The 26,149-nt window shown below is 67.0% G+C and carries 30 protein-coding genes; 17 read left to right on the top strand and 13 right to left on the bottom strand.

The window, feature by feature from the left end; translation table 11 throughout:
* The first annotated feature begins 46 nt into the window (after window positions 1–46).
* A complete protein-coding gene (locus Q9R14_RS11620; RefSeq protein ID WP_306002502.1) occupies window positions 47–523 on the top strand; it encodes an RNA pyrophosphohydrolase in 477 nt (158 codons plus the stop codon).
* A 48-nt stretch (window positions 524–571) separates the two neighbouring features.
* On the opposite strand, the gene Q9R14_RS11615 is transcribed toward Q9R14_RS11620, so the two are convergent.
* The gene (locus Q9R14_RS11615; RefSeq protein ID WP_306002501.1) at window positions 572–1,051 is read right to left on the bottom strand and encodes an Hsp20 family protein; all 480 of its coding nucleotides are present in this window, start codon (window positions 1,049–1,051) and stop codon (window positions 572–574) included.
* Window positions 1,052–1,322: 271 nt separating this feature from the next.
* On the opposite strand from Q9R14_RS11615, the gene Q9R14_RS11610 reads away from it, so the two are divergent.
* The 3 genes from Q9R14_RS11610 (at window position 1,323) to Q9R14_RS11600 (ending at window position 4,176) form a co-directional block, all read left to right on the top strand.
* Complete coding sequence (locus tag Q9R14_RS11610; RefSeq protein WP_306002500.1) at window positions 1,323–2,129, top strand: methyltransferase; 807 nt, start codon at window positions 1,323–1,325, stop codon at window positions 2,127–2,129.
* A 95-nt stretch (window positions 2,130–2,224) separates the two neighbouring features.
* Window positions 2,225–3,145 carry a methyltransferase gene (locus tag Q9R14_RS11605; RefSeq protein ID WP_306002499.1) on the top strand — a complete coding sequence of 307 codons (921 nt, stop codon included), beginning with the start codon at window positions 2,225–2,227 and terminating at the stop codon, window positions 3,143–3,145.
* The gene (locus Q9R14_RS11600; protein WP_306002498.1) at window positions 3,142–4,176 is read left to right on the top strand and encodes an alpha/beta hydrolase; all 1,035 of its coding nucleotides are present in this window, start codon (window positions 3,142–3,144) and stop codon (window positions 4,174–4,176) included. The genes Q9R14_RS11605 and Q9R14_RS11600 overlap by 4 nt, the downstream gene beginning before the upstream one ends.
* A gap of 4 nt (window positions 4,177–4,180) precedes the next feature.
* Here Q9R14_RS11600 and Q9R14_RS11595 read toward each other — a convergent pair whose 3' ends face one another.
* The 3 genes from Q9R14_RS11595 to Q9R14_RS11585 all read right to left on the bottom strand — a co-directional run bounded on the left by Q9R14_RS11595 (window position 4,181) and on the right by Q9R14_RS11585 (window position 6,062).
* Window positions 4,181–4,750, bottom strand: coding sequence for a hypothetical protein (locus Q9R14_RS11595; protein WP_306002497.1), 570 nt, complete (start codon window positions 4,748–4,750; stop codon window positions 4,181–4,183).
* A gap of 75 nt (window positions 4,751–4,825) precedes the next feature.
* Window positions 4,826–5,611 (bottom strand): histidinol-phosphatase, encoded by a 786-nt coding sequence (gene hisN, locus Q9R14_RS11590; protein ID WP_306002496.1) that lies wholly within the window; start codon window positions 5,609–5,611, stop codon window positions 4,826–4,828.
* A 70-nt stretch (window positions 5,612–5,681) separates the two neighbouring features.
* Complete coding sequence (locus tag Q9R14_RS11585) at window positions 5,682–6,062, bottom strand: helix-turn-helix domain-containing protein (RefSeq protein WP_055754334.1); 381 nt, start codon at window positions 6,060–6,062, stop codon at window positions 5,682–5,684.
* A 188-nt stretch (window positions 6,063–6,250) separates the two neighbouring features.
* Here Q9R14_RS11585 and Q9R14_RS11580 point away from each other — a divergent pair, with 188 nt between their 5' ends.
* Window positions 6,251–6,505 carry a GlsB/YeaQ/YmgE family stress response membrane protein gene (locus tag Q9R14_RS11580; RefSeq protein ID WP_055754335.1) on the top strand — a complete coding sequence of 85 codons (255 nt, stop codon included), beginning with the start codon at window positions 6,251–6,253 and terminating at the stop codon, window positions 6,503–6,505.
* Window positions 6,506–6,648: 143 nt separating this feature from the next.
* On the opposite strand, the gene Q9R14_RS11575 is transcribed toward Q9R14_RS11580, so the two are convergent.
* On the bottom strand, window positions 6,649–7,140 hold the full coding sequence (locus tag Q9R14_RS11575) for a hypothetical protein (RefSeq protein WP_242077793.1): 492 nt from the start codon (window positions 7,138–7,140) through the stop codon (window positions 6,649–6,651).
* A gap of 153 nt (window positions 7,141–7,293) precedes the next feature.
* On the opposite strand from Q9R14_RS11575, the gene Q9R14_RS11570 reads away from it, so the two are divergent.
* Window positions 7,294–8,949, top strand: a complete 1,656-nt coding sequence (locus Q9R14_RS11570; protein ID WP_306002495.1) for a GNAT family N-acetyltransferase — start codon at window positions 7,294–7,296, stop codon at window positions 8,947–8,949.
* Here Q9R14_RS11570 and hemW read toward each other — a convergent pair.
* Together hemW and rdgB are read right to left on the bottom strand one after the other, a co-directional pair.
* Entirely contained in the window at window positions 8,946–10,106 is a 1,161-nt protein-coding gene (hemW, locus tag Q9R14_RS11565; protein ID WP_306002494.1) for a radical SAM family heme chaperone HemW, read from the bottom strand. The two genes, Q9R14_RS11570 and hemW, sit on opposite strands and share 4 nt — an antisense overlap.
* Window positions 10,099–10,701, bottom strand: a complete 603-nt coding sequence (rdgB, locus tag Q9R14_RS11560) for an RdgB/HAM1 family non-canonical purine NTP pyrophosphatase (protein ID WP_306002493.1) — start codon at window positions 10,699–10,701, stop codon at window positions 10,099–10,101. The genes hemW and rdgB overlap by 8 nt, the downstream gene beginning before the upstream one ends.
* Window positions 10,702–11,154: 453 nt before the next feature.
* On the opposite strand from rdgB, the gene Q9R14_RS11555 reads away from it, so the two are divergent.
* The 3 genes from Q9R14_RS11555 to Q9R14_RS11545 are packed head-to-tail and all read left to right on the top strand — an operon-like array spanning window position 11,155 to window position 12,602.
* Window positions 11,155–11,760 (top strand): DUF2975 domain-containing protein, encoded by a 606-nt coding sequence (locus Q9R14_RS11555; RefSeq protein ID WP_055807460.1) that lies wholly within the window; start codon window positions 11,155–11,157, stop codon window positions 11,758–11,760.
* A gap of 24 nt (window positions 11,761–11,784) precedes the next feature.
* The gene (locus tag Q9R14_RS11550; RefSeq protein ID WP_306002492.1) at window positions 11,785–12,024 is read left to right on the top strand and encodes a helix-turn-helix transcriptional regulator; all 240 of its coding nucleotides are present in this window, start codon (window positions 11,785–11,787) and stop codon (window positions 12,022–12,024) included.
* The gene (locus Q9R14_RS11545; protein WP_306002491.1) at window positions 12,021–12,602 is read left to right on the top strand and encodes a Smr/MutS family protein; all 582 of its coding nucleotides are present in this window, start codon (window positions 12,021–12,023) and stop codon (window positions 12,600–12,602) included. The genes Q9R14_RS11550 and Q9R14_RS11545 overlap by 4 nt, the downstream gene beginning before the upstream one ends.
* Before the next feature lie 65 nt (window positions 12,603–12,667).
* Here the strand turns inward: Q9R14_RS11545 and Q9R14_RS11540 are convergent, their stop codons facing one another.
* Together Q9R14_RS11540 and Q9R14_RS11535 are read right to left on the bottom strand one after the other, a co-directional pair.
* The gene (locus Q9R14_RS11540) at window positions 12,668–13,309 is read right to left on the bottom strand and encodes a TetR/AcrR family transcriptional regulator (protein WP_039243898.1); all 642 of its coding nucleotides are present in this window, start codon (window positions 13,307–13,309) and stop codon (window positions 12,668–12,670) included.
* A gap of 191 nt (window positions 13,310–13,500) precedes the next feature.
* The gene (locus Q9R14_RS11535; protein ID WP_371929788.1) at window positions 13,501–15,336 is read right to left on the bottom strand and encodes a cation:proton antiporter; all 1,836 of its coding nucleotides are present in this window, start codon (window positions 15,334–15,336) and stop codon (window positions 13,501–13,503) included.
* 156 nt (window positions 15,337–15,492) lie between these two features.
* On the opposite strand from Q9R14_RS11535, the gene Q9R14_RS11530 reads away from it, so the two are divergent.
* A complete protein-coding gene (locus Q9R14_RS11530) occupies window positions 15,493–17,616 on the top strand; it encodes a M13 family metallopeptidase (protein WP_306002489.1) in 2,124 nt (707 codons plus the stop codon).
* Between the two features lie 364 nt (window positions 17,617–17,980).
* On the opposite strand, the gene hisS is transcribed toward Q9R14_RS11530, so the two are convergent.
* Window positions 17,981–19,471: a histidine--tRNA ligase gene (gene hisS, locus Q9R14_RS11525; protein WP_306002488.1), complete on the bottom strand. Its 1,491-nt coding sequence runs from the start codon at window positions 19,469–19,471 to the stop codon at window positions 17,981–17,983.
* Window positions 19,472–19,623: 152 nt separating this feature from the next.
* On the opposite strand from hisS, the gene Q9R14_RS11520 reads away from it, so the two are divergent.
* Window positions 19,624–19,830 (top strand): hypothetical protein, encoded by a 207-nt coding sequence (locus tag Q9R14_RS11520; RefSeq protein WP_265151161.1) that lies wholly within the window; start codon window positions 19,624–19,626, stop codon window positions 19,828–19,830.
* Window positions 19,830–20,411 carry a ClpP family protease gene (locus Q9R14_RS11515; RefSeq protein WP_306002487.1) on the top strand — a complete coding sequence of 194 codons (582 nt, stop codon included), beginning with the start codon at window positions 19,830–19,832 and terminating at the stop codon, window positions 20,409–20,411. Before Q9R14_RS11520 ends, Q9R14_RS11515 begins: the two co-directional genes overlap by 1 nt.
* A gap of 13 nt (window positions 20,412–20,424) precedes the next feature.
* Here the strand turns inward: Q9R14_RS11515 and hslV are convergent, their stop codons facing one another.
* The gene (gene hslV, locus Q9R14_RS11510) at window positions 20,425–20,985 is read right to left on the bottom strand and encodes an ATP-dependent protease subunit HslV (protein ID WP_017504950.1); all 561 of its coding nucleotides are present in this window, start codon (window positions 20,983–20,985) and stop codon (window positions 20,425–20,427) included.
* 68 nt (window positions 20,986–21,053) lie between these two features.
* On the opposite strand from hslV, the gene Q9R14_RS11505 reads away from it, so the two are divergent.
* Window positions 21,054–21,521 (top strand): BLUF domain-containing protein, encoded by a 468-nt coding sequence (locus tag Q9R14_RS11505; protein WP_371929720.1) that lies wholly within the window; start codon window positions 21,054–21,056, stop codon window positions 21,519–21,521.
* Window positions 21,522–21,575: 54 nt separating this feature from the next.
* Window positions 21,576–22,313 carry a molybdopterin-synthase adenylyltransferase MoeB gene (locus Q9R14_RS11500; protein ID WP_306002485.1) on the top strand — a complete coding sequence of 246 codons (738 nt, stop codon included), beginning with the start codon at window positions 21,576–21,578 and terminating at the stop codon, window positions 22,311–22,313.
* Window positions 22,314–22,316: 3 nt separating this feature from the next.
* On the opposite strand, the gene Q9R14_RS11495 is transcribed toward Q9R14_RS11500, so the two are convergent.
* The gene (locus Q9R14_RS11495; protein ID WP_039243907.1) at window positions 22,317–22,568 is read right to left on the bottom strand and encodes a hypothetical protein; all 252 of its coding nucleotides are present in this window, start codon (window positions 22,566–22,568) and stop codon (window positions 22,317–22,319) included.
* A 119-nt stretch (window positions 22,569–22,687) separates the two neighbouring features.
* Here Q9R14_RS11495 and Q9R14_RS11490 point away from each other — a divergent pair, with 119 nt between their 5' ends.
* Window positions 22,688–23,896, top strand: coding sequence for a DUF6880 family protein (locus Q9R14_RS11490; protein WP_306002484.1), 1,209 nt, complete (start codon window positions 22,688–22,690; stop codon window positions 23,894–23,896).
* Here Q9R14_RS11490 and Q9R14_RS11485 read toward each other — a convergent pair.
* A complete protein-coding gene (locus Q9R14_RS11485; RefSeq protein ID WP_026108384.1) occupies window positions 23,893–24,879 on the bottom strand; it encodes a D-glycerate dehydrogenase in 987 nt (328 codons plus the stop codon). The genes Q9R14_RS11490 and Q9R14_RS11485 overlap by 4 nt on opposite strands.
* Before the next feature lie 67 nt (window positions 24,880–24,946).
* Between Q9R14_RS11485 and Q9R14_RS11480 the strand changes: the two genes are divergently transcribed.
* The gene (locus Q9R14_RS11480) at window positions 24,947–25,519 is read left to right on the top strand and encodes an SH3 domain-containing protein (RefSeq protein ID WP_231868706.1); all 573 of its coding nucleotides are present in this window, start codon (window positions 24,947–24,949) and stop codon (window positions 25,517–25,519) included.
* Window positions 25,520–25,588: 69 nt separating this feature from the next.
* A complete protein-coding gene (gene fabA / locus Q9R14_RS11475; RefSeq protein WP_306002483.1) occupies window positions 25,589–26,122 on the top strand; it encodes a 3-hydroxyacyl-[acyl-carrier-protein] dehydratase FabA in 534 nt (177 codons plus the stop codon).
* Window positions 26,123–26,149 lie beyond the last annotated feature (27 nt).

Genomic DNA, 26,149 nt, shown 5'->3' with positions numbered 1-26,149 from the left:
CTTCGTCGCAGCGGCTCGCCACTGGCCACTCGCCACTCGCCACTCGATGACAGACCTCTCCCTCTACCGCCCCAACGTCGGGGTCGTGCTGTTCAACCGCGAAAGCCTGGTCTGGTACGGCCAGCGGCATGCCACGCCCGGTCCGCATAACTGGCAGTTCCCGCAAGGCGGCGTCGATGCGGGCGAGGATCTGGAAGCCGCCGCCCGCCGCGAACTGCATGAGGAGACCGGCGTCACCTCGATCGAACTGCTGGCGCGGACGGACGACTGGATCCTGTACGACTTCCCGCCCGAAGCCATGAACAACGCCAAGGCCTGGCGCGGTTTCAAGGGTCAGAAGCAGCAGTGGTTCGCCTTCCGCTTCACCGGAGACGAGGCCGAGATCGATCTTGCGGCCGACGACGAGGTCGAGTTCGACGCCTGGCGCTGGGGGCCGCTGTCGGACGCCTGCGACCTGATCGTGCCGTTCAAACGCCCGGCCTATGAACAGGTCGTCGCCGCCTTTGCGCACCTGGCGGCATAAAAAAGGGCGGCGCGAACGCCGCCCTTTGATAGTTCGCCTTGAAGCGGCTTAGGCCGCTTCGGCCTTCTTCTCGGCCTGGCCTTCGATCAGCGGCTGGACTGCGCCGATTTCGATGCGGCGGGGCTTCAGCGCCTCGGGCAGCTCGCGCTTCAACGAGATCGACAGCAGACCGTTGACTAGGTTGGCGTCGTTGACGACGACATAGTCGGCCAGCTGGAAGCGGCGCTCGAAATCGCGCTCGGCCAGGCCGCGATGCAGATAGGTCTTCTGCGTCGCCGTATCGTCGTTGGCGGTCTTGCGGCCGGTCACGGTGAGCAGGTTTTCCTTCACCTCGATGTTCAACTCGTCGGGGCTGAAGCCGGCGACGGCGATCTCGATGCGATAGGCGTTCTCGCCCGTGGTCTCGATGTTGTAGGGGGGATAACCCGTGTCCTGGCTGGTCGCGCGCGAGGCGTTTTCCAGCAGATTGGCCAGACGATCGAAGCCGACGGCCGAACGGTACAGCGGGGTGAAATCATAGGTACGCATCAGCATCCTCCTGAGGATCAGCAAGGTTGAGCCGCCCGGCGTTTTGGCCCGGACGGTGGGAGATCAGATCGACGACCCGAAACCGGCGCCGTCAGTCTGGAGAACCCGAAATCGGCGTCCTCGGAAGCCAAGATGGGAACCGGCGAAACGGCGTCAAGGGCGCCGCCCGCACGATTTTGCTTGCGTCAAATCCGCCTGTGTCTCGCGAAGTTCATTTGCGCGGGCGGCCCGCCTGCCTATGGAGAACGACCTGAACCTGGAGCCCTCGATCATGCGCCCTGCCGTCTACGGCCTAGTCGCCGTCCTGCTGTCCGCCGCCCCCGCCCTGGCCCAACAGTCGCCCCAGACCCAAGGCGCGTGGACGCCGCCGCGCTCGGCCCTGTCCAGCGCCATGCCGACCTTCTCCGACGACACGGCCTTGCAGACCGCCATCGCCGCCGAGACCCGGCCCGCCGCCGACCGGGCGCGCGACGTCTATCGTCATCCGTATGAATCCCTGACCTTCTGGGGGCTGACGCCAAGCATGACGGTGGTGGAGATCGAGCCGGGCGGCGCCAGCTGGTGGCGGCACATCCTCGAACCCTATGCGGCGGCGACCGGCGGGCGTTATGTGCCGGTCAATCGCCCGCTGGAAAGCATGGGCGTGGCGGACGGAACCGCCGACTTCATCCTGGTGGCCCGCGCCTTCCACAACTGGTCACGCGACGGCCGGACCCAGCCGTATCTGCAGGCCTTCTTCAAGGCCTTGAAGCCCGGCGGCGTGCTGGCCGTCGAACAGCACCGCAGCGCGGAGGGTCTGAATGTCGCTGAAGTCGCCTCCACCGGCTATGTGCCTGAAAGCTATGTGATCCATGAGGCGCGCAACGCCGGCTTCGTGCTGGAGGCGCGCAGCGAACTGAACGCCAATCCCAAGGACGATCACGATCATCCGTTCGGCGTCTGGACCCTGCCGCCCATCCGCCAGTCGGCCGCGCGCAACGATCCGTCCGGCCGCACCCTGACGCCCGAGGAACGCGCCGCCTTCGACGCCATCGGCGAGAGCGATCGGATGACCCTGCGTTTCCGCAAGCCCGAATAGGCCGTCTTGCGTTTTGACCGGACCTGCGAACCCGATTAAGCCCAAGGCGTCAGGGTGCGTCGGACGCGGGTCCCGGCGTCCTGCGGAGGTTTTGAATGGCTGATCGTCTGGCGAGCGCGAGCGAATTGTCGCGTCGGTTTCTGCTGAGCGGCGCTGCGGCGCTGGGGCTGACCGGCGTGGCGGCTTGCGGGCGCAAGGACGAGGCCGCAAAGGCGCCGGCCGCGCCGCCCACGCCGGCCGGGCCGCCGGAAGGCTCGTTGGAATGGGCGGTCGAGGGGCCGTGGCGCACGGCGCAGGACAAGGCGCGCGACGCCTTCCGCCATCCGATGGAGACGCTGCGGTTCTTCGGCCTGCAGCCGAAGATGACGGTGGTCGAGTTCTGGCCCGGCAGCGGCTGGTACACCGAAATCCTGGCGCCTTATCTGGCCAAGGGCGCGGGAACCTATGTCGCCGCCCTGTTCCCCGAGGGGCCGACCGCCGAGCCGGCCCAGGCCGTGCTGAACGCCGCGTTCCGCACCCGGTTCTCCAGCGACAAGAAGCTCTATGGCGAGCCGCAGTTTTCGGTTTTCGGCGCGGGGTCCGGTCCGGTGATCGCGGCGGGTACGGCCGAGATGTGTCTGTTCATGCGGACCCTGCATGGCTGGATGGCGGCTGGCATTGCGGAAAAGGCCTTCGCCGACGCCTTCGCCGCCCTTCGCCCGGGCGGCATCCTGGGCGTCGAGCAACATCGACTGTCCCCGGCGGAGGACCAGGATCCGGTCGCGGCCAACGGCTATGTGCAGGAAGCCTTCGTGCGCCAGTTGGCGGCCGAGGCGGGCTTCGTCTTCGTCGAGGCGTCCGAAATCAACGCCAATCCGGAAGACACCAAGGATCACCCGTTCGGCGTCGACACCCTGGCGCCCACGCGCCTGACGGCGCCGCGCGGCGAACCGGCGGACCCCGCCTTCGACCGCTCCAAATACGACGCGATCGGCGAGAGCGATCGCATGACCTTGAAGTTCAGGAAGCCCGAGTGAACCGCGCCCAAGCCTTCGCCGCCAACGCCCCGCTGATGGGGGTTCCCGGCGCCTATCCGCCACCCGGCGGAAAGGGCGACTGGTTTCGCGGCGCGGGCGGAATGCGCCTGCGCGCCGGGCTGTGGAAGCCGTCGCATCTCGCAGCGGAAAAGGTGCGCGGCACCGTCGTGCTCAGCCCCGGCCGCACCGAGCCCATCGAGAAATACTATGAGGTGATCGGCAACTTCCTGGCGCGCGGCTGGTGCGTTCTGACCCACGACTGGCGCGGCCAGGGGCTGTCGGCGCGGCTGTTGCCGGATCGGCTGAAGGGTCACGCCCGTGCGGTCGAGGAGTTTCTGGACGACTACAACCGCCTGCTGAACGCCTATGAGGATCAGTGCCCCAAGCCGTGGATCATGGTCGGCCACTCGATGGGCGCGTGCCTGAATCTGCTGTCGCTGCAAAGCGGCGAGGACCGGTTCGCCGGCGCGGTCCTGTCCAGCCCCATGCTGCGCATCAAGACCGGCAAACGGTCGATGTGGTCGGTCAAGCTGGTGGTGCGCTGGAACATCCGCCACGGCCAGGCGGGCGACTATATCCTGGGCGACCCCGACGATCCGTTCGACCACAACTTCGCCGAGGACGCCCTGACCTCGGACGAGACCCGCTATGAGATGTGGCGTCAGCAGCTGTACGCCTGTCCGCACCTGGCCATCGGCGGTCCTACCTATGGCTGGCTGGCCTTTGCGCTGGACGCCGGCGAGCGCGCGCTGAAGCCCAAGGCCCTGAAGGCGGTCAAGGCGCCGGTCGTGATCGTCCAGGCCAGCGCCGACGACGTGGTGTGGAAACAGACCAACCAATGGGCCGCTAAACGCATCCCGCGCGGCCGCTACGTCGAGGTCGCCGGCGCCAAGCACGAGGTCATCATGGAGGCTGACGATCTGCGCGCCGTCTTCCTGAACGAATTCGACGCCATGGCCGATCTGGTCGCGCCTGCGGCCGACGCGCTCACCGATCCGTCGGTGAGGACGGCGGACGTAAAGGCGGTCTGATCGCTTAGGCGGCGGTTTCGGCGCGCCAGCGTCGGTCGATCGTCTGGGTGACGCCGCATAGCTGCAGGAAGGCGACGGCGACGCCGGGGCCGGTCTCGGCCTTGATCAGCAGCGGCAGGACGATCCATTCGCGCGGGAAGCGCATGACCATCACATCGTCGCTGGCGCGCAGGTGCGGGCAGTATTTCATCGAGCGGTCGACGCAGCGACGGTGCAGGGGCGCGATTGAGCCGGCGTCGATCATCACGCGGTCGTCGGCGATGTCCGCTCGAACCTGACCGCCGCGCGCCCTGAGCTGACCGGCGCAACGTCGCGCGGCGATCTGGGTCCAGCGATCGCCCTCCTGGGTCGGCTCGCCGCACATCGGGCACAGCATGCGCGCGACGGTGAGGCGCTGTCGGACCAGATGGTTCTTCGAATATTGCGGCTTGCCGGCGCCGGGCGCACTGGCCTGCATCAGGGCGAGACGGCCGCCGACGGTTCGGCATGGCGCGGCGCCCGTAATCTCTTCGCCGCTCCAACTCGTGACCCAGGGCACGTCGACGCCGACAACCAGTTTGGACTGCCCAGTCATCGAAATCCGTCCCCTCAACCGTTCGCACCCTGACGCCGTCTCTCGACCTGCGTCAATATGCGCCAGGTGAGAGCTTCATGCGGCCGCGCGTTTCAGCGTCACCAGGGCCTGGTCGATCAGACGCGCGTCGCCGACGGCGAGGACCTGACCCCTGTCGTCCGGCGCTGCGCCGCGCCAGTTCACGACCTTGCCGCCCGCCGCCTCGATGACGGGTACGAGGGCCGACCAGTCCCAGGGCTTCAGGCTGGTCTCGGCGACCAGATCCATCTTGCCCGCCGCCACCATGGCGTAGGCGTAGGCGTCGCAGCCCAGGCGCGCCAGGCGGGCGGTCGCGCGCACTTGGGTCCAGGCGCCCAGTTCGGCGCCATTGAAGATGTCGGGGTCCGTGGTCGAAATCACGGCGTCGGTCAGCGTCTCACAGGACCGCACGGCCAGCGGCGTCTCGGTATCGCCGCGCAACAGGCGCGCGCCGGACGGGCCGCCGATGAAGATTTCATCCAGATAGGGCTGGGCGATGACGCCGACCGTGGGCTTTCCGTTGGTGCGCAGGGCGATCAGCGTCGTCCACAGCGGCAGGCCCGCGATAAAGGCGCGGGTGCCGTCGATGGGATCCAGCACCCAGACGTGCTCGGCGTCCGGTCGGTCCTCGCCATACTCCTCACCGATGACGCCGTGGTCGGGATAGCGGGCCGCGATCAGGCGGCGGATGGCGGCCTCGGCCTGTTTGTCGGCTTCCGTGACGGGATCGAAGCCGGCCGCGCCGCCCTTGTCCTCATGCCCGATGTCCGAGCGGAAGAAGGGCAGGGTCACGCGCGCGGCTTCGCGCGCCAGTTCGATGGCGAAGGCTTCGTATTCGGTCATGGGATTCCCTTACCGCGCTTTCGCCGGCATGGGCGCCCCTTGAGACGTGCAGATCGGGGAGACGCGCAGATCAGGCGGCGGCCGCGTCGCCCGCATGCAGGGACTTGGCCAGATCCAGCAAACGCCGGCGGGGCCGTTCGTCCAACTGATAGTAGGCCTGGATCAGATCCAGCGTTTCCTTGCGCGAAAAGACTTCGCCGCCCTTGGGCGTCGGCGCGTCGGCCTCCATCGCCTCGGCCAAGCCATCGTAGAAATAGGCGACGGGCGTTTCCAGCGCCTCCGCCAACTGCCAAAGGCGCGCGGCGGAGATGCGGTTGGCGCCGCATTCGTACTTCTGGATCTGCTGAAAGCGGATGCCGACCTGGACGGCCAACTGCTGCTGGGTCAGGCCCAGCAGGCGGCGACGGCGGCGCAGGCGGCGGCCCAGATGAAGGTCGATGTCGTCGGCCATGACGGTGATCCTCGTCTCAACGTCTGTCCCGATGCGGGACGACACACGTCGATCACGGCAATCGCCGTGCCGGATCGCGCCAGAGGCGAATTCGACCTTATTGCGGCAAGCTTTGAACGATGACGCAACCGTATGGCCCGAGCCGCATTTACTGCAACAGCTTGGCTTTTAAAGGAAGGAACCACAGCATGGGTCTCGGAATCATTGGTTGGCTCGTCATCGGCATCGTCGCCGGCTGGCTGGCTGAAAAGGTCATGGGTCGCAATCACGGCCTGCTGACGAACCTGATCGTCGGCGTCATCGGCGCTCTGCTCGGCGGCTTCATCTCGAACAACATCTTCGGCACGCCGGTTGGCGGCTTCAACTTCGTCACCCTGATCGTGGCGTTCCTTGGTGCCTGCCTGCTGCTGTTCCTTCTGGGACTGGTCAAGCGTCGCGCTTGATCCGATAGTCGGTCGACAAGGAAAAGGGCGGCTCTCACGAGCCGCCCTTTTTGCTGCGCCACTGTCGCCGCTGGGTTGCGGACAGACGAAAGGGCGGCCGGGAAACCCGACCGCCCTTGGTCATTCAGCCTGAGGAGACTGTCTTATTGCGGCTCGGTCGGAGCCGGCGTGGCGCTGTCCGGAGCCGGGGTCGCCGGTTCGGTGGTCGCCGGATCGGTCGGTTCAGCCGCAGGCTCCGCTGTCGGCGCGGTAGCGGCGGCCGGATCAGCGGCAGGGGCCGCAGGAGCGCCGGCGATCGGAGCGGCGGCGTCGAACTCGGCCTTAGTGTAGGCGACCACGACGCCGGTTCCTTCCTGACGGATGCCGCTCAGCGGAACGGCGCGAAGCTGGCCGTCGGCGCCGCGAACGGTGAGCTCCTGCTTGCCTTCGGCATTGTTCTGAACGCCTTCCAGCTTGCCCAGCTCGCCGTCAGGACCGGAAACGCTCGATCCGGGGTTCAGCGACAGCGATTGCTGCGACGAGGCGGCCGCGGCAGGCGCGGCGGCGGGAGCGGGCGTGGTTTCTTGCGCCAGAGCCGGCGCGGCGGTCATGAAGGCGGCTGCAGCGCCAGCCAGAAGAACGGTCTTGATATTCATGGGTCATCCCCAGTTACGCGGACCCGACGCCCGCACCCCTATATACTCCCTCTGTTACGGATTGTTTCGTATGCCCCGAAATGACCTTGGCAGCGCCCCGGTTGGACGATTCTTGGTCTATGTTCGGGCGATCCGCGATTCGAGAGGCCACGCTTGTCCAGCCGCCCCCGGCACACATCCGGTCTGATCCGCCGACTGGCGGGTCTGGCCTTCGAGCTGACGCCCCAGATCTTTGCGGTGCTGGCCTTCGGCGCAGGCGCGCTGATGCTGGCCTCTGCGGTGACGCCCGAGTTCGACAGTCGGTTGCGCCAGCTGACGGGCGTCGTCTCTCCGATCCTGATCGACCTGTCGCACTTCGTCGGCAGCATCGCCGGTTTCCTTCTTTTGCTCTTGTCGGCCGGTCTTTGGCGGCGTCGGCGCGGCGCCTATTGGGCAGCCCTGCTGGTCCTGGCGGCCGGAGCGGTGTTTTCGGTGCTGAAGGGTCTGGACTGGCAGCAGGCGACGGATCTGCTGGTCGTCGCCGCCCTGCTGGCGCCATGCCGCACGGCCTTCAACCGGCGCTCGCGGCTCAGCGAGCCGCTGCGGCCCAGCTGGCTGCTGCTGCTGACGGCGGTGGTGGCGGCCATGCTGTGGCTGGGCTTCTTCGCCTATCGCGACGTGGCCTATAATGATGAGCTGTGGTGGCGCTTCCTGAGTGATCGCCAAGCGTCCGGCTTTCTGCGAGCGGGACTGGTGCTTGCCATCCTGACGCTGGTGGTGGCCGGCCGCTCGTTGCTGAGCTCGCCGGGCGCCCACAGTCACGGACCGGCCAGCAAGGCCGACATCGAGCGCGCGCTTCAGGCGCTGCAGACGGCCGATACGGCCACGCCCGAGGCCTGGCTGGCCATGCTGGGCGACAAGGCGCTGATGTTCAGCCCGTCGGGTTCCAGCTTCCTGGCCTATCGCGTGCGGGGACGGCGCTGGATCGCCATGGGCGAACCGGCGGGGCTCAAGAGCGAACGGCTGGAGTTGCTATGGTCCTTTGCCGAGATGGCAGACAGCTATGGCGGGGCGGCGGTCTTCTATTCGGTCAGCGGAGAGGTGCTGGGCGATCTGGCGACCATGGGGCTGGCGGTGCGCAAGGTTGGCGAAACGGCTGTGATCGACGCCCACCGCTTCTCCATCGAGGGCAAGGGCAAGCAGAACCTGCGCACGGCCATCAATCGCGCCGAGCGTGAAGGCTCCTCGTTCGAGGTTCTGCCGCCCGGTTCGGCCGCAGCGATCGCGGACGAACTGCGCGAGATTTCGGACGCCTGGCTGGCCATGCACGAGGGCTCGGAGAAATCCTTCTCCCTAGGGCGCTTCGACGTCGACTACCTGGACCTGACGCCGCTGGCGGTGGTCAAGGAGGGCGGCCGCATCGTCGCCTTCGCCAATCTGCTGACTTCGCCCGACGAGGCGGCGGTGGATCTGATGCGCCATCGGCCGGACGCGCCGCATGGGGTGATGGACTATCTGTTCATCCGCTGCGCCCAATGGGCCAAGGCCGAAGGCTTGGCCAGTTTCGACCTGGGCATGGCGCCGCTGGCCGGGCTGGAGGATCGTCGCATCGCCCCGGTCTTCGCCCGCGTCGGCGCCCTGGTGTTCGAAGAGGGCGGGGCGCTCTACGGCTTCCAGGGTCTGCGCAGCTACAAGGCCAAGTTCGGCCCGGACTGGCGCTCGCGCTTCATCGCTGCGCCGGTTTCGACGCCCCTGCCTCTGGCCTTGCTTGATGTCGCCCTTCTGACCAGCGGCGGCTGGTTAGGGATGCTGGGGCTGAAGAAGGCCTAGGTCAGCAGCGCCTTGAGTACGCCGTCCAGCACCGGACGGCCGCGCTCGGTGGCGATCAGTCGGTCGGCCTTAAGCGTCAGGAATCCATCGCCGATGAGGTCGGCGACCGGCGCGCCTTCAGGCGAAAGGCCGAGCGCCGACAGCAGCGCGACAGGCGCGCCTTCGGTGGTGCGCAGGGCCAGCAGCAGCCGTTCCTCGGCGGCGTCGGCTGCAGTCTGTGCGTCGCGCTCGGACCAGGGCGTGAGGCCCGAGACGCCCGCCACATAGTCGGCGATGCGGCGGTGGGCGACGGTCGCGGTCCTGACGCCGTCCAGCGTCAGCCGGCCATGGGCGCCGGGGCCGAGGCCCAGATAGTCGCCGCCGCGCCAGACATGCAGATTGTGCGACGACCGGGCGGCGGGACCGCGCGCATGGTTGGACACCTCATAGGCTTCAAAGCCGGCGGCGGAGAGGACGTCCTGGGTGGTTTCGTAGAGGGAGGCGGCCCGGTCCTCGTCCGGCGGGGTCAGGGTTCCGCGTGCGAAGGCCCGACCAAAGGCGGTCGTCGGCTCTATGGTCAGTTGATAGGGCGAGACGTGTTCGAACCCGAGCGCCAGCGCCGCCGTCAGTTCGGCGGCCCAATCTTCAGGCGTCTGGTCCGGGCGGGCGTAGATCAGGTCGATGGACAGTCGGTCGAAGGCGCGTCGGGCCAGATCGACCGCGCGCAGGGCCTCGGCCGCCGAATGGTCGCGACCTAGAAAACGCAGGGCGGCGTCGTCCAGCGCCTGAACCCCCATCGACAGGCGGTTGATCCCGGCGTCGGCCAGGGCGGCGAACCGGCCGGCCTCGGCGTCCGTGGGATTGGCCTCCAGCGTGATCTCGATGTCGCCGGCGGGCGGGAACAGGTCGCGGGCCGCCGCCACGATCCGCGCGACGGCGTCGGGCGCCATCAGCGACGGCGTGCCGCCGCCGAAGAAGATCGAGCCCAGGCGACGCGGGCCTGTCAGAGCGCTCTGGGCGCGCAGATCGGTCAGGATCGCCTCGACCAGCCCGGCTTGTTCCTCGGTGCGTCCGCGATCGCGCACGACGTTGAAATCGCAGTAGGGGCAGATGCGCGCGCAATAGGGCCAGTGGACGTAGAGGCCGACGTCCGATCCCGGATCAATCGGATCAGTCAATCAGGGCGGCTCTCAGCTTGGCGAATGCGACGGTGCGGTGGCTGATGGCGTCCTTGGCCGCCGGCTCCATCTCGCCGAAGGTCTGGTCGCCGCCAATCGGAATGAAGAGCGGGTCGTAGCCGAACCCGCGATCGCCGCTTGGGGGGAAGGTCAGCTGGCCGTGAACCTCGCCCTGGACCACCACGCAGGGGCCGTCCGGCCAGGCGACCGCCAGGGCCGAGGTGAACCAGGCGGCGCGGTCCGTCGCGCCGATCTCTTCCAGCCGCTCCTCCACCTTCTTCATGGCGACGGCGAAATCCTTGCCCGGTCCGGCCCAGCGCGCAGAAAAGATGCCCGGCGCGCCATCCAGCGCCGCGACAGACAGGCCGGAATCATCGGCCAGGGAAACCTTGCCCGACAGTTCGGCCGCGTGGCGCGCCTTCAGCATGGCGTTGCCGGTGAAGGTGCTCTCCGTTTCGTCGGGTTCGGGCAGGTTTAGCTGGCCGGCGGTGACGAGTTCGTAATTTCCGCCCAGCAACGCCGAGATTTCGGGAACCTTGCCGGCGTTATGCGTCGCCACGACGATCCGCATCCCTTTGATAAGCTTGAGATTCATCGTCGATCACGCTCCTGAAACAGTCTATTGCCAAAGTTTAATATCGTTAAACGATATGTAACGTGCTTCTTTCGCCCGCACGGCCTATCTATTGATCGTCAGGAACGAGGTCGCAGCGTTCAGGACTTCCGGAAAACCGGGAACGATCATGCGGCTAACAAATCCAAACGGCGATAATCGCCCAAACAAGAAAGACGGAGAACCACAATGCATACGATGAACACCTCGATGTGGCTCGACAAGATCGGCGCTGCTTTTGTCAGCACCGTTCTGATCGCCGCCCTGCCCACCGCCCTGGTCGTCACCCTGTTCCAAGCCCTTTGATCCCTTTCTTTTCGATCACTGGAGCTTTGACGACCTGTATGAAGACCGCGATGTATAGAGCCGCGCGCGGGTTCGCCGGACCCCGCGTGGCCATCGCCCCGCCTTCCCCGGCTTGAGATCAAAAAGACCATGCGCCTGCCCCTGCCGCCAAATCCGCTGAAGCGAGGCGAGGCAAGCGTTCCGAACTGGCTGGGCGCGCCGATCAAAGCGCTCGGCCCGGGTTCGGTGTCCAGCGTGCTGAAGGTGGTGCTGGACGTCGCCTACATCCTTCTCTGGCTGATCACCGGCGTGCTGCTGTTGCTGGTCATCGCCGCGATCTTCATTCCCCTGGACAATGTGAACATCACCGTCAGCGGAGATTCCGGCGGCAAGCAACTGCCGCTGACGCGCACCCTGCTGCTGTTCGGCCTGGGCGCCGCGACCGCCTACTTCGGCGGGTTCATGCTGATCCTGCGCAGCCTGCGCCGCATCATCCGCACCCTGACCATGGGCGATCCGTTCCAGCCCGATAATGTGCGCCGTCTGCGCCAGATCGGCCTGACCCTGGCGGTCGTGACCGGCGGCGTCTGGGTGGCCCAGGGCTTCGTCGCCAAGCGGCTGGCGCCCGGCGTCATGGATCCGCAGGGCTTCGGCGAACTGCTGACCCCCATCTTTTCCGTGCTCATCGTCTTCGTACTGGCGGAGGTGTTCCGCGAGGGTGCGCGCCTGCGTCGCGAATCCGAACTGACGATCTGAGCCGTTTCGAAGTAGGATTTGCGCATGGCCATCCGCGTCCAGCTCGACCGCGTCCTCGTGGAACGCCGCATGTCGTTGACCGAACTCGCCGACCGGGTCGGGGTGACGGTGGCGAACCTGTCGATCCTGAAGACCGGCAAGGCCCGCGCGGTGCGCTTCTCGACCCTGGACGCCCTGTGCCGCGAACTGGACTGCCAGCCCGGCGATCTGCTCGCGCACGAGCCCGGCCCCGGCGACACCATCGAGGACGACAGCGAGGCATGAGGCGAAAGGGCCCGAGCCGTGACGAGAACGGATTGACGCCCGAGGACCGTCGCATCTGGACCCGCGTGGCCGGATCGGTCGTGACGCCAAGGACGCGCAAGGCCGCCCGCGTCACGCCCGGCTCCGAAACGCCGCCCGAGATCGTGGTGACGCCGATCGAGCGCCCGCGCCCCTTGGTCAAGGCGTCTCCCAAACGCACCGCTGTCGCGCCGCCGGCGGAAAAGCGACCTTCGCCGAACAAGCCCAAGCCCGCGCCCGAGGATCTGGAGCCGCGCCGCAAGCAGCGGCTGTCGCGCGAACGCGATCCCATCGAGGCGCGCATCGACCTGCATGGCTTCGGCCGGTTCGAGGCCGAGGATCAGCTTCGAGGCTTCCTGACATCCTGCCAGGCGCGCGGAATGCGGGCAGTGCTGGTCATCACCGGTCAGGGTCGGTTGGGCGGCGGGGTGATCCGTTCGGCCTTTGCGGAATGGATGCATTCGCCCGCATTGCGCGGCGTGGTGTCGGGCTTCACCATCGCCCACCAGAAGCACGGCGGAAACGGCGCCTTCTACGTCACCCTGAAACGCCGGAGCTGACGCTCACGAAAAAGGCCGGGCCCGCGCTGGCGGACCCGGCCTTTCGAAGGCGGCTTTGCCCAAGCTTATTTGGCGGCGATGGCGCCGGCCAGGATCACGTCGATCTGCTTGCCCATATGGTCTGACAGGGCCTGCGCGTCCCATTCGTCGTAGGCGGCGCGGCGGTAGTTCGACAGATAGGCGTCCCAGATCAGCTCGACCAGCAGGCGGCTGTCGGCGTCCTTGGACAGTTCGCCCTTGGCCACCGCATCCTGAAGGATGTTGCTGATGGCGAGCAGCAGGTTCTTGGTCGCGGCGCGGGCTCGCATTTCGGCGGCCAGGGGCTGGAACCACGAGCGGGCGACGATGGCCTGGAACAGGGGCAGTTGATCCAGCGAGGAGTGGTAGCCGGCGCTCAGCGCGCTGACCAGGCGCTGGCGGACGGGCTCGCCTTCGGGCGCCGCGGCCTCGACCACCTCGGCCAGACGCGTCATGTCCTCGGTCAGGACCGCTTCGAACAGTTCGGCCTTGTCCTGGAAGTTGGCGAAGACGGCGCCGGTGGACATGCCCGCGCCCTTGGCGATGTCGCGGATCGTGGCGGGCTCATAGCCGCGCTCGGCGAAGAGCGAGCGGGCGGCGTCCAGAACCTTTTGTCGCGTGCGGATCTTGGCGGCCTGGCGGCGGTTCAAGCGGGGCTCGACAGCGAGGGAGGCGACGGTATCTGTCATATAATCAGGCTTTTACTCTACTTTCGGTCTCTGGTCGGGGCGGGCCCGGCAGCGACCTCGAATGAATATCTGAGCCCTTGGATCGAACCGAAAGGGCGCTTCTGCTCCGCAGATGCAGTCATGGAGAGGCGCGCTTGCATCACGGAACCATGACGAAAATGGGTCCGGCGACCGTCTGTAAGGGGCTTCCCTTACTCCGGCGCGGGGTCGACGCGCGTCGGGCGCAACGTGCGGCGCAGTGCCCGGCTGGGGCGATTGCGACGCTCGATCGGGATGGCCGACTGAAAGGCCTTGCGAAACTGATCGCGACGTTCGTGGACCGAGGCGAGCACAAGGCCCATGGGCACGCCCAGATCGACCAGGGTGTTTTCGGCCAGCTGCAGACTGGCCTCGGTCGTCTCCGGCACGGCGTCGGTGACGCCCAGTCCATACAGCCGGATGGCGTGCTGGTCGTCGCGAGCGCGGGCGATCAGGATCAGGTCGTCGCGCATCGACCGCGCCGTGGTGACCACCTCGTCCACTTTCGTCGGCGCGTCCATGGTGACGATCAGGGCGCGGGTGGATTGAACGCCGCAGTGCTGGAGCATCTCGCGCCGCCCCGCATCGCCATAGAAGACATCGAATCCGTCACGTCGGCCGGCAGCGACGGCGCCCGCATCGGTGTCCAGGGCGATGAAGGGCTGATCGTGCGCCTTCAGCATTTCCCCGATCAGCCGGCCGACGCGCCCGAAGCCGACGATGATGACCGCGCCGTCGGCCGTCTCCAGCTTCGGAAGCGCGACGGGCTGGCCTGCGGCGGACGACTTGCGCGCCAGCTTCTGGCCTAGCAGGGCGAGCAGGGGGATCGAAAAGATGCTGACGGTCGCCGACAGGGCCACGGTGTTGGTCAACTGCGGCGGCGCGAGGCCTTCGACGAGGCCGGTGGCGAAGACCACGAAGGCGAATTCGCCCGCTGGCGCCAGAACGAGCGCCGTCTCCAAAGCCGGTCGGGCGCCCAGGCCCCAGAAGCGGGCCAGGCTGAAGATGACGCCGGTCTTCACGATCGTCAGGGCCAGGGCCAGGCCGAAGACGCCGACCGGATCGGCGGCGATGGCGTCCAGGTCCAGACCCAAGCCGACGCCGACGAAGAAGACGCCGAGCAGAAGCCCCTTGAACGGTTCGATGGAAACCTCGACCTCGCGCCGGAACTCGGTCTCGGCCAGCAGCACGCCGGCGACAAGGGCGCCGATGCTCATCGACAGGCCGCTGGCCTGGGCGGCGAGGCCGGCCCCGACCACGACCAGCAGGGAGGCGGCGACGAACAGTTCGCCGCCCTGGTCGGCCTTGCGCGCTTTGGCCACCGACCGGAACATCGGCCGCAGCACCACGCGCCCCAGCAGCACCAGCAGACCCAGACCAATGGCGGCCGGAACCAGGGTGAACAGGGCGCGCCCGAGCACGACGGGATCCAGCGCGCCGCCCTGCTGGGCCAGGGCCGCCAGGACGGTGACGGTGATCAGGATCGGGGCGACCGACAGGTCCTGGGCCAGCAGGATGGCGAAGGTGGAACGGCCGACCGTCCCCTTCAACCGCCCGCGCTCGGCCAGTACGGGCATGACCACGGCCGTCGAGGACAGGGCGAGGCCCATGCCCAGCACTACGGCGCTGGCCAGGGTCTGGCCCATCAGCATGAAACCGCCCGCCAGCACGGCGGTGCAGACCACGACCTGCATCAGTCCCAGGCCGAACACGAGCCGGCGCATGGCGCGCAGCCGCTCCCACGACAGCTCCAGACCGATCATGAACAAGAGAAAGGCGACGCCCAGTTCCGACAACTGCGCCAGTTGGCCCGGATCGCCGATGGTCAGCCATGACAGCCAGGGCAGGCTTTGCGCGAACCGGCCCAGGCCGTCCGGCCCCAGCAAAACGCCCGCTGCAAGAAAGCCCAGCACGGGGCTGACCTTCAGCCGATTGACCAGGGGCACGATGACGCCGGCGGCCGCCAGAAACACCACCAGATCCTTATAGTCGCCGCCCTGACCGTGCATCCGCCCTCCTCGCGTCGGCGTATCTGACCCCGATACCCGCGCCGTGGCGAGAGGTCGCATCGGAATCATGAACTTTTTTTAAGGCGACACCCCCCCTCGCCGGACTAGGGTCTGCGCCGAACCATCCAAATGCCGGGTGGGAACAGGGACATAGTGATGAAACGTCTGCTTATCGGGGCCGCCGTCGGCGCCCTTCTTCTGCCCGCCAGCTCGGTTCTGGCTCAGGATATCGGTCACGACCACGCCTGCATCGACGACGCCTGCACCCTCGTTTCGCTGTTCTCGGGCGAAGAGACGGCGGCCGGTTGGCAGGGCGTCGACGCGCCCCGCTACGGAACCTGGGGCTTCGACATGGCCGGCCGCGACACCTCGGTGAAGCCGGGCGACGACTTCTTCCAATACGCCAACGGCAAGGCCTTGGAAAAACTGGTCATTCCTTCGGACCGCACCAGCTATGGCTCGTTCGCCTTGCTGCGCGAACTGTCGGATAACCGCATGAAGGAACTGGTGCTGGGCCTGGCCAACCGCACCGACCTGACGCCCGGATCGGACGAGGCCAAGGTCGCCGACGCCTATCGCTCCTACATCGACGAGGCGCGCATCGAGCAGTTGGACGCCCAGCCGCTGCAACCCTATCTGGCCGCCATCCGCGCCGCCGACAGCCATGATAAGATGGCCGTCTATATGGGCCAGACGGCCGGCCGCTTCGGCTCGTCCTTCTTCGGCACCGGCATCACGATCGATTCCAAGCAACCGACCCGCTACGTCGTCTCGACGGGCCAGTCGGGTATCGGCCTGCCGAACCGCGACTATTATCTGGACGCCCGTTTCGCCGACAAGAAAGAGAAGTATCAGGCCTACGTCGGCCGGATGCTGGAGATGATCGGCTGGACCAACCCGATCGAAACCGCCGCCCAGATCGTCGCGCTGGAAACCAAGATCGCCGAGGCCCACTGGACCCCGGTCGAGAACCGCAACCGCGACCGGACCTATAACGAGTTCACCATCGCCAAACTGGCCGAGGACGCGCCGGGCTTCGCCTGGCAGGCCTACTACGATGCGGCCAAGCTGGGCGACGTGCCGCGCCTGATCGTGCGTCAGGATACGGCCATGCCCAAGATCGCGGCCATCTACGCCGAGACGCCGGTCGAACTGCTGCAGGCCTGGCAGGCCTTCCACACAGCCGACGACATGGCGCCGCTGATGTCCAAGCGCTTCGCCGACGCCCAATGGGAGTTCCGTTCGCGCGATCTGTCGGGTCAGCCTGAGCAGCGCACCCGCGAAAAGCGCGCGATCTCCTTCGCCGAAGGCTCGCTGGGCGAAGCCACGGGCCGGCTCTACGTCGCCCAGTATTTCCCGGCCGAATCCAAGGCCAAGATGGAAGAACTGGTCGCCAATCTGCGCACCGCCCTGTCGCACCGGATCGACAACCTGACCTGGATGGGGACCGAGACCAAGGCGGCGGCGCAAGAAAAGCTGCGCAAGTTCACCGTCAAGATCGGCTATCCCGACAAATGGCGCGACTACTCCGGTCTGGACATCCGCGCGAACGACCTGGTCGGCAACGCCGAGCGCCGCGGCCTGTTCGAGTGGAACTATGATCTGGCCCGTCTGAACGAGCCGGTCGACAAGTCGGAGTGGGGCATGACCCCGCAGACCGTCAACGCCTACTACAACTCGGCCAACAACGAGATCGTCTTCCCGGCCGCGATCCTGCAGCCGCCCTTCTTCGATCCGAATGGCGATGCGGCGGTCAACTATGGCGGCATCGGCGGCGTGATCGGGCACGAGATCGGCCACGGCTTCGACGACCAGGGCTCCAAATCCGACGGCGACGGCGTGCTGCGCAACTGGTGGACGCCGGAAGACAAGGCCAACTTCGAGGCCCTGACGGCGCGTCTGGGCGCGCAATATGCGACCTATGAGCCGATCGCCGGCTATCACATCAACCCTGGCCTCACGATGGGCGAGAACATCGGCGACGCCTCGGGCGTGGCCGTGGGTCTTGAAGCCTATCACCTGTCGCTGAACGGCCAGCCGGCGCCGGTTCTGGACGGCGCGACGGGCGACCAGCGCTTCTTCTACGGCTGGGCTCAGGTCTGGCAGTCGAAGTACCGCGACGAGGCGCTGAAGCAGCAGGTCGCCACCGACCCGCACTCGGCCGCCCAGTTCCGCGTCATCGGCCCGCTGCGCAACGTCGACGCCTGGTACGACGCCTTCGATGTTCAGCCGGGCACGAAATACTATCTGACGCCCGAGGAACGCGTCCGCCTCTGGTAGGGCGACGCTTGTTCGAGAATGCAAAGGCCGGGGTTCGCCCCGGCCTTTTTCATATCGAGACCGGGCTGCTCGATCTCGACGTCGCATCTAGAATTTGTCGAGGTTTCATAAGCGTTTGTCTGAGCACCAGACGCGAAAAAGCCCGCTGCGGGGGATACATCGCAGCGGGCTTTCGCGCTCTTTAAAGAGCGGACGTTTCCTCCCCGAAACGCCTTCGAGTGCTGCGCGCTTGAGCAACGCTTGCCCTCGAGTGAGGTCATTTGACGCAAGGGCCGGTCGGTCGTCAACGCCCGGTTTGGCGAGAGTCGAACTTTCTTCGACTTATCACTGATAACCCATTTCAAGGGCCGGTCATTATCGAAGCTTATTCGATAATGGACTTGATGGCGGCGACCAGGCCTTCGCGGGGGATTTTCATCTGGCCGGGACGTTGGGCTTTCCAGGCGTCGTTGTCCGTGATGGCGGCGGCGGCGACGCGGCCGGCGTCCAGATCCTTGATCGTGACCTCTCCGGCGGCGATCTCGTCTCCGCCCAGGATGACGACAGCCGGGGCGCCGCGTCGATCTGCGTATTTCATCTGCGCCTTCATGCCGGCGCGACCCAGATAAAGCTCGGCGGCGATCCCGGCGGCGCGCAGTTCGGCGACGGCGGTCAGATAATGGACCATGTCGTCCTCGGAGAAGACGATGACGACCACGGGGCCGCGCACGGCGTCCTCGGTGCCCCGTCCCGCCGCGCGCAGGGCTGAGGCCAGACGCGAAACCCCGAAGGAGAAGCCGGTCGCCGGCGTGCTCTGGCCGGTGAAGCGGGCGACCAGATCGTCATAGCGACCGCCGCCGCCGATGGAGCCGAAGCGGACCGGGCGGCCCTTGTCGTCAACCGTGTCGAGCAACAGCTCGGCCTCGAACACGGCGCCGGTGTAATATTCCAGGCCGCGCACGATGGTCGGATCGAACTTCACGGCGTCCTGGCCGACCGACATGGCGGCCAGCGCCCGGTCGATGGCGGCCAGTTCGTTCAGCGCCGCCTCGCCCGCCGCGCCGAGGTCGCCGGAGCGCGCGACGGCGTCCAGCGTTTCGGCCCGCGACAGGCCGGGGGTATTGGCCGAAGCCAGGAAGGCCTCGATGGCGGCCGTGACCTTGGCGGGCAGCTGGGCGCCCTTGGTGTAGTCGCCCGAGTCGTCCAGACGCCCTTCGCCCAGCAGTTGGACCACGCCTTCCCAGCCCAGGCGGTCGAACTTGTCGATGGCGCGAAGCGCCGTCAGCCGTTGACCGGCCTCGGTCACGCCGCCGGCGTCGAACAGGCCGTCGAACAGCTTGCGGTTCGAAACGCGGATCTGCGCCTGGCCGGCGTCCAGACCGGCGGCGCGCAAGCCTTCGCAGCCCATGGCGATGATTTCGGCGTCGGCTTCGGGCCGGTCGGAGCCGACGGTGTCGGCGTCGCACTGCCAAAACTCGCGGAAGCGACCGGGGCCGGGCTTCTCGTTGCGCCAGACGGGACCATAGGCATAGCGGCGGAACGGCTTGGGCAGAGTTTCCCAGGTCTGGGCCGCGAACCGGGCCAGGGGCGCGGTGTGGTCGTAGCGCAAGGCCATCCATTCGCCAGGCTCGTCCGATCCGGCGTCGTCCTGTAGCGCGAAGACGCCCTCGTTCGGGCGGTCGGCGTCGGGCAGGAACTTGCCCAGCGCATCGGCATATTCGAAGGCCGGGGTTTCCAGCGGCTCGAAGCCCCAACGCTCATAAACCTCGGACACCCTGGCGACGATGCGCCGTTCGGCGGTCAGGTCACGGCCGCGCTTGTCGGCGAAGCCGCGCGGGTTGCGGGCGAGGGGGCGGGGAGGCGCGGCGTCGGTCATGGCGCGCGCTTAAGCCAAGGGGCCTTTGATCGCAAATTGTCCCATCACCTCGGTGCGGGTGCCGTGCCCTCGTGCGTCGCACAATGATTTGTTCCTAAAGGCGAAATCTCGGCTTCGAAGGAACCGCCGGGACAATGTTTCGTTAGTGGCGCATGACGCCCCACGCCCTTCTCGTTCCGCGCACCTGCAACACCTCCGATCGTCGCACGATCCGGTGGTGGGAGTGCGAGCTGGTCGATGACGCGGGGTCGCGGCGGATGCAGAACCAGGCCTTTTTCTCGATCCGCGAAGCCCGATCCTGGGCGTCGGCCCAGGGCTATCCCATCAGCGACGACGCAGCCGCCGCGGCCGAGCTCTGATGTCAGAGGCGGCGCCGAGCGGCGTTCTGACGGCCGAAGCTTTCGATACGCCGCGCATTCTTCTCGCCGGCGCGGTCGATTACGCCATGTACGACCGCTTCCGCCAGCAGATGGCGGAGGCGCCCGACACCGGGCTGACCGTCATCGAACTGTCCACCCTGGGCGGTGATCCGGAGGTGACGCGAATGATGGGCGAGGACGTGCGCTTTCAAAGCGACATCAATCCGTCCCGCCGGCTGGTCTTTCTGGGCAAGGCGGCGATCTATTCCGCCGGCGCCACCTTCATGAGCTTCTTTGCAGTGGAGAACCGCTATCTGACGCGGGGCGCGCGAGTGATGATCCATGAGCGCAAGATGGATAAGCAACTGCATGTCTCGGGGCCGCTGACGACCTGCATCGCCTCGGTTCGCGCCATGCTGAACGAGCTGGAACACTCCATCGCCATCCAGAACGAAGGTTTCGAGAATCTGGTGCGCGGATCGTCGGTCACGATGGAGGAGGTGTTGAAACGCGCCCCCGCCAACTGGTACATCGAGGCCCAGGAGGCCAAGGCGCTGGGCCTGATCGCCGAAGTGATCTGACCCGCCTGACGGGTCAGGCCTGAAGCGTTTCCACGGTTAGATTGCCATTGGTGTAGACGCAGATTTCGGCGGCGATCTTCATGGCCTTGCGTGCGACCTGTTCGGCGTCCAGATCGGTTTCCTCGATCAGGGCGCGGGCGGCCGACAGGGCGTAGTTGCCGCCCGAACCCACGGCGGCGACGCCATACTCTGGCTCCAGCACATCGCCGACGCCGGTCACGGTGAAGATGGACGACTTGTCCGCCACCAGCAGCATGGCCTCCAGCCGACGCAGATAGCGGTCGGTGCGCCAGTCCTTGGCCAGGTCGACGCAGGCGCGCGCCAGCTGATCAGGATACTGCTCCAGCTTGGCCTCAAGCCGCTCGATCAGGGTGAAGGCGTCGGCCGTGGCGCCGGCAAAGCCGGCCAGCACCTTGCCGCCCGCCAGGGTGCGCACCTTGCGGGCCGCGCCCTTGACGATGGTCGGGCCCATCGAGACCTGGCCATCGCCGGCGATCACGGTGCGTCCGTTCTTGCGCACCGCCAGAATGGTGGTGCCGTGCCAGTCGGGGAAGTTGGATGCGGTCTGGGTCATGACGATCAGATGGCGCGGCCGGGAGCCGGCATCAAGTCTGCCGCGCCTCGGTATAACGCTGTCTTATTTTGACCCCAATATTGGCTAGAAGGCGCAATCCGCTTTCGCGGTTCTTTGAAATCGAGGGACAGGTTTTGCTTTATCGCGTCGTTTTCGTGAGTGAAATGATCGGTGGCGCCAACCACACGACCCAATCGCTTGCCGAAATCCTCGGCGCGTCGGAGCGAAACAACCGCCGCGACGAGATCGGCAGCGCCATGCTGTTCCACGAGGGCGAGGCGGCCCAGGTGATCGAAGGCGCCCGTGCGGATGTGGACCGGTTGCTGTCGCGCCTATGGAAAGACCCGCGCCATCACAACATCCGCGTCCTGGATGATCGGCCCGTCATGCAGCGGCGGATGCGCGAACCCGCGCGGCTGTGCGCCCTCAGCACCCAGCAGGCCGCCGACATCTTGCGCGGACGGCGGTTGAGCGATCTGTCCAGCGCCGGTCTGGAAAAGCTGCTGTCGTGCGAACACGTGCGGATGGCCGCCTGAGACGATAGGCGAAGGACCCCTCGCGCCGGAAGCTCTGCGGCGCTAGATGGGGCGGTGATCTTTTCCGAAGACGAAGTCGAACGCTATGCGCGCCATCTGGTCCTGTCCGAAGTGGGCGGGCCGGGGCAGCAGGCGCTGAAGCGCGCGCGGGTGCTGATCGTCGGCGCCGGCGGCGTGGGATCGCCGGCGGCGCTCTATCTGGCCGCGGCGGGCGTCGGGACGCTGGGCCTGATCGACGACGACGTCGTGGGCCTGTCCAACCTGCAACGGCAGATCGCCTTTTCGACGGCGGAGGTCGGCCGGTCGAAGGTCGAGGCGGCGTCGGAACGGCTGGTCGGCCTCAATCCGCATGTCGCGGTCGAAACCTTCGCCGAGCGGATCACCGCCGAGAATGCGGCGGCTCGGATCGCAGCCTTCGACATCGTTCTGGACGGGACCGACGATTTCCAGACCCGGCTGTGGGTCAATGCGGCCTGCGTGGCGGCGGGCAAGCCGCTGGTGTCGGGCGCGCTGGGCCGCTGGAACGGGCAGATCGGGGTGTTCGCAGGCAAGCCCTGCTATCAATGCCTGGTGCCCGAGATTCCGCCGGATGCGGAGACCTGTGCGCGTGTCGGCGTCGTGGGCGCCCTGACCGGCGTGATTGGGTCGATGGCGGCGCTGGAGGTCATCAAGCTGATCACCGGCGCGGGCGAGGCGCTGACCGGACGACTGATGCTCTATGATGGTCTGGCGGGCACGGCGCGGACCGTGCGGGTCGCCGCCGATCCGGAATGCCCGGTCTGCGGCGGCTGACGCTCAGGCGGCCGTCGCGAAACGGATGTCGGCCAAATCCAAGTCAGCCAACGGCGGAGCGAAGCCCAGCGCCGGGTTGCTGAGCACCGTCACCAGACGCTCGCCGCAATAAAGATAGAGGGTCTCGAACCCGACCCAGTTGCGGGCGATCCCCTCCAGCGCCTGATTGGCCGCCGTGTCGTTCGCCGCGTCGAGGACGCAGATGTCCCTCACCGGAACGCCGGGCAGGTTGACGATGCAGTAGTAGGAGTCCAACGCACACTTCCTCGAACAGGACGCCGGAAACGAAGCGCGTTTACGACGGTTCCTCCCCTGCCAGCGGTTTTCGACAGCCGTGTGAGTTCGGTCCGACAGACTTGTGAAAAGGAGGCCCGATGGCCCGACGTCCCGCCTCGCCCAAACGGCTGAACGCTGCGAATCTCAGCGCTTTGGGGGCTGAGCGTCTGGGCGAACTGCTGATGCAGGCGGCGGATGCGGATGCGATCCTGAAGCGGCGGCTCAGGCTGGTGATGGCGGCCGAGGCCGGGCCGGATCTGCTGGCCGTGGAAATCGACAAGCGATTGACGACCATCGCCGCAAGCCGCGCGCGCGTGTCATGGCGAAAGCGGCCGGACCTGCTGCGCGATCTGGAGATTCTGCGGGCTGCAATCGTCGAGGATCTGGCCCAGGCCGCGCCGGCGATCGGGTTGGAGCGATTGATCGGCTGGTTCGATCTGTTTCGCGGCTTGGCGTCGCGGGTCAAGGATCAGAAGGGCGAACTGGCCGACGCGTTCGAAACGGCGGCCTCGGACCTTTGGCGGATCGCTGAGGACGCGGTTCGGACGGATGAAAACACGTTGGATTTGCTGGCGGAGGCGGTGGCGCGGCAACCGCTCGAATACGCTCGGTGGATCGGCGCGGGCGGCGATGATTTGACGGCGGACCTGGCCAGGCGGCTGCTGGATCGTCTCGATACCGCATCCAGCGCGCGCGGCATGCGGACGGTCGTGCGTCGGCTGGCAGACCGGGCGGGCGATCTGGACCTGTGGCTGTCGATGACGACGCCGGAGGAGCGGGGCTCGCCGGATTTCGCGGCGGTGATGGCCAAGCGACTGCTGGTCGCTGATCGCATTGCAGAAGCGCGTCAGGTGCTGGAGGCGGCGCTGAAACCGTCGGCGGGGAATCGACGCTGGACCTTCGGGCGATCGCCGCAGGCCGGACCGCCTGCCCTGACGCCGGCATGGGAGGCGACCTCGATAGACCTTCTGGAAGCCGAGGGCCGCAAGGACGAGGCGCAAGACCTGCGTTGGGCGATGTTCGAGCGCGACCTGTCCGCGCCGGTGCTGCGGGCCTATCTGGCGCGCCTGCCAGACTTCGACGATGTGGAGGCGTTGGACCGCGCCCTGGCTCACGCCGCGACCTATGCCGATGTCGAGACGGCGCTGGGATTTCTGATGGACTGGCCCGCACACCGCGAGGCCGCCGCCCTGGTCGAACGCCGCATTCGCGAGGTACGCGCGCCGCTGCCGCTCAAGGCCGACTGGGCGGCGCGGCTGGCGCAGAAATATCCCGATGCGGCCGAGCGGTTGCTGGCTGCGCCCTAAAGCATTGCGGGGATGACCCGGTCCGGCGGGCGGTGGCCGTTCTGGTAGGTCATGACGTTGGCGATAACGCGGTCGCCCATGTCCTGGCGCGCTTCCAACGTGGCGGAACCCAGGTGAGGCAGCAGCACGACATTGGACTGGCCCAGCAGACCATGATGGATGGCGGGCTCGTTCTCAAACACGTCCAGGCCGACGCCGGACAGGGCGCGCATGGCCACGGCCTGAGCCAGGGCCGCCTCGTCGATCAGTTCGCCGCGCGCGGTGTTGATCAGGATGGCGTGGGGCTGGAGCCGGGCCAGCCGCTCGGCCGACAGCAGATGGTGGGTGTCCTTCGTCGCCGGACAGTTCAGCGAGACGATGTCCATCCGGGCCAGCATCTGGTCCAGATCGTCCCAGTAGGTCGCGCCCAGCTCTTCCTCGATCAGGGCGGGGACGGGCTTGCGATTATGATAGTGGACCTGAAGCCCGAAGGCCTTGGCGCGGCGGGCGAGGGCCTGGCCGATCCGGCCCATGCCGACGATGCCCAGCCGCTTGCCCCACAGCTTGCGACCGCACATCCAGGTTGGGGTCCAGCCCTCGAACCGGCCTTCGGCCACGACCTGGGCGCCTTCGACGATGCGGCGGCTGACGGCCAGGATCAGGCTCATGGCCAGGTCGGCGGTGTCCTCGGTCAGGACGCCGGGCGTGTTGGTCACGATGATGCCGCGCGCCACGGCCGCATCGACGTCGATATGGTCCACTCCGGCGCCGAAGTTGGCGATCATCTTCAACTGCTCGCCCGCGCCATTGATCAGGTCGGCGTCGATGACGTCGGTGATGGTGGGCACCAGAACCTCGGCCCGCTGGACGGCGGCCTGCAAGGCGGCGCGATCCATCGGCTGATCCTTCAGGTTCAGCTCGGCGTCGAACAGCTCGCGCATGCGCGTTTCGACCGCGTCGGGCAGGCGTCTGGTTAATACGACCTTAAGCTTGCGGGGAGACATTCTCGGCCTTGGTTAGCGGGCGGCGATTCAGACGGATCAAAGCCCGCGCGACGGGTCGTTCCAATCAGTGTCTAGCAAAGCCGCCGCCATCTTCCAAAGCCTGCGACGCCGCATCGCCCTCGTTGGAGCCATTCTCGGCCTCGGCGTGATGGCAAGCGCCGGCGCGACCATGCCCGACGGCCGCCCGACGCCCACCGGGCTTGAGGTGCCGCGCTGGATTTCGCTGAAGTCCTCGCACGTCCGCGCGCGCCAGGGGCCGGGCCTGGATTATCCGATCCTGTGGGAATACCGCGCCGCCGGCCTGCCGGTTCAGGTGATCGCCGAGACGACCGAATGGCGCAAGATCTGCGATCCCGACGGGGCCGTGGCCTGGATCCACCGCACGGTGTCGTCGGGCCGGCGCTATGTTTTCAACACGACTGCCGAGGAAGTGCCGATCCGGTCGGGCCGATCCGAGACGGCGTCGGTGCGGGCGCGCCTGTCGCCGCGCGCCCTGGTGATGCTGGACGAATGCGAAGAGGGCTGGTGCAAGGTCCGGGCGCGACGACTGGAGGGTTTCGTGGCGCAGCGGGCGGTGTTCGGCACCCAGGAGCGGGCGCTGTGCAACGCCAATCGCCCCGCAGGCACGGGTCGCAACTGACCGCACGCTGTTGAGCGAAGCGGCGCGGTCGTGTAACCCGCGCGCAACGTATCAAGAAACGGAAGCGCCTTGACCCAGTCCCAATATCCTTCGTCCTTCGATCATGAGGCCCTGCTGGCCTCGGGCCGCGGCGAGCTGTTCGGTCCCGGCAACGCCCAGCTGCCCGCCCCGCCGATGCTGATGTTCGACCGCATCGCCACGATCAATGCGGACGGCGGAGAGCACGGCAAGGGCTATGTCGAGGCCGAACTCGACATCCATCCCGACCTCTGGTTCTTCCAGTGCCACTTCATCGGCGACCCCGTCATGCCGGGCTGCCTGGGCCTGGACGCCATGTGGCAGCTGGTCGGCTTCTATCTGGGCTGGATCGGCGGTCCCGGTCGCGGCCGCGCCCTGGGCGTCGGCGAGGTCAAGTTCACCGGCCAGGTCACCCCGGACATCAAGAAGGTTGTCTACAAGATCAACCTGAAACGCGTCATCAACCGCAAGCTGGTCATGGGCATCGCCGACGGCGTGCTGGAGGCCGACGGCCAGGTCATCTACACCTGCAACGACATGCGGGTCGGCCTGTTCGGCGCCAAGGATGAGGCGGCGGGCGGCTAACGCCCCTATATAACCGCGAACAAGGCG

This window comes from Brevundimonas sp. C43 (assembly GCF_030732185.1).
Taxonomy (GTDB): domain Bacteria; phylum Pseudomonadota; class Alphaproteobacteria; order Caulobacterales; family Caulobacteraceae; genus Brevundimonas; species Brevundimonas diminuta_C.
Note: the sequence above shows the minus strand (reverse complement) of the source record. Positions and strands in the feature narration are given on the sequence as shown.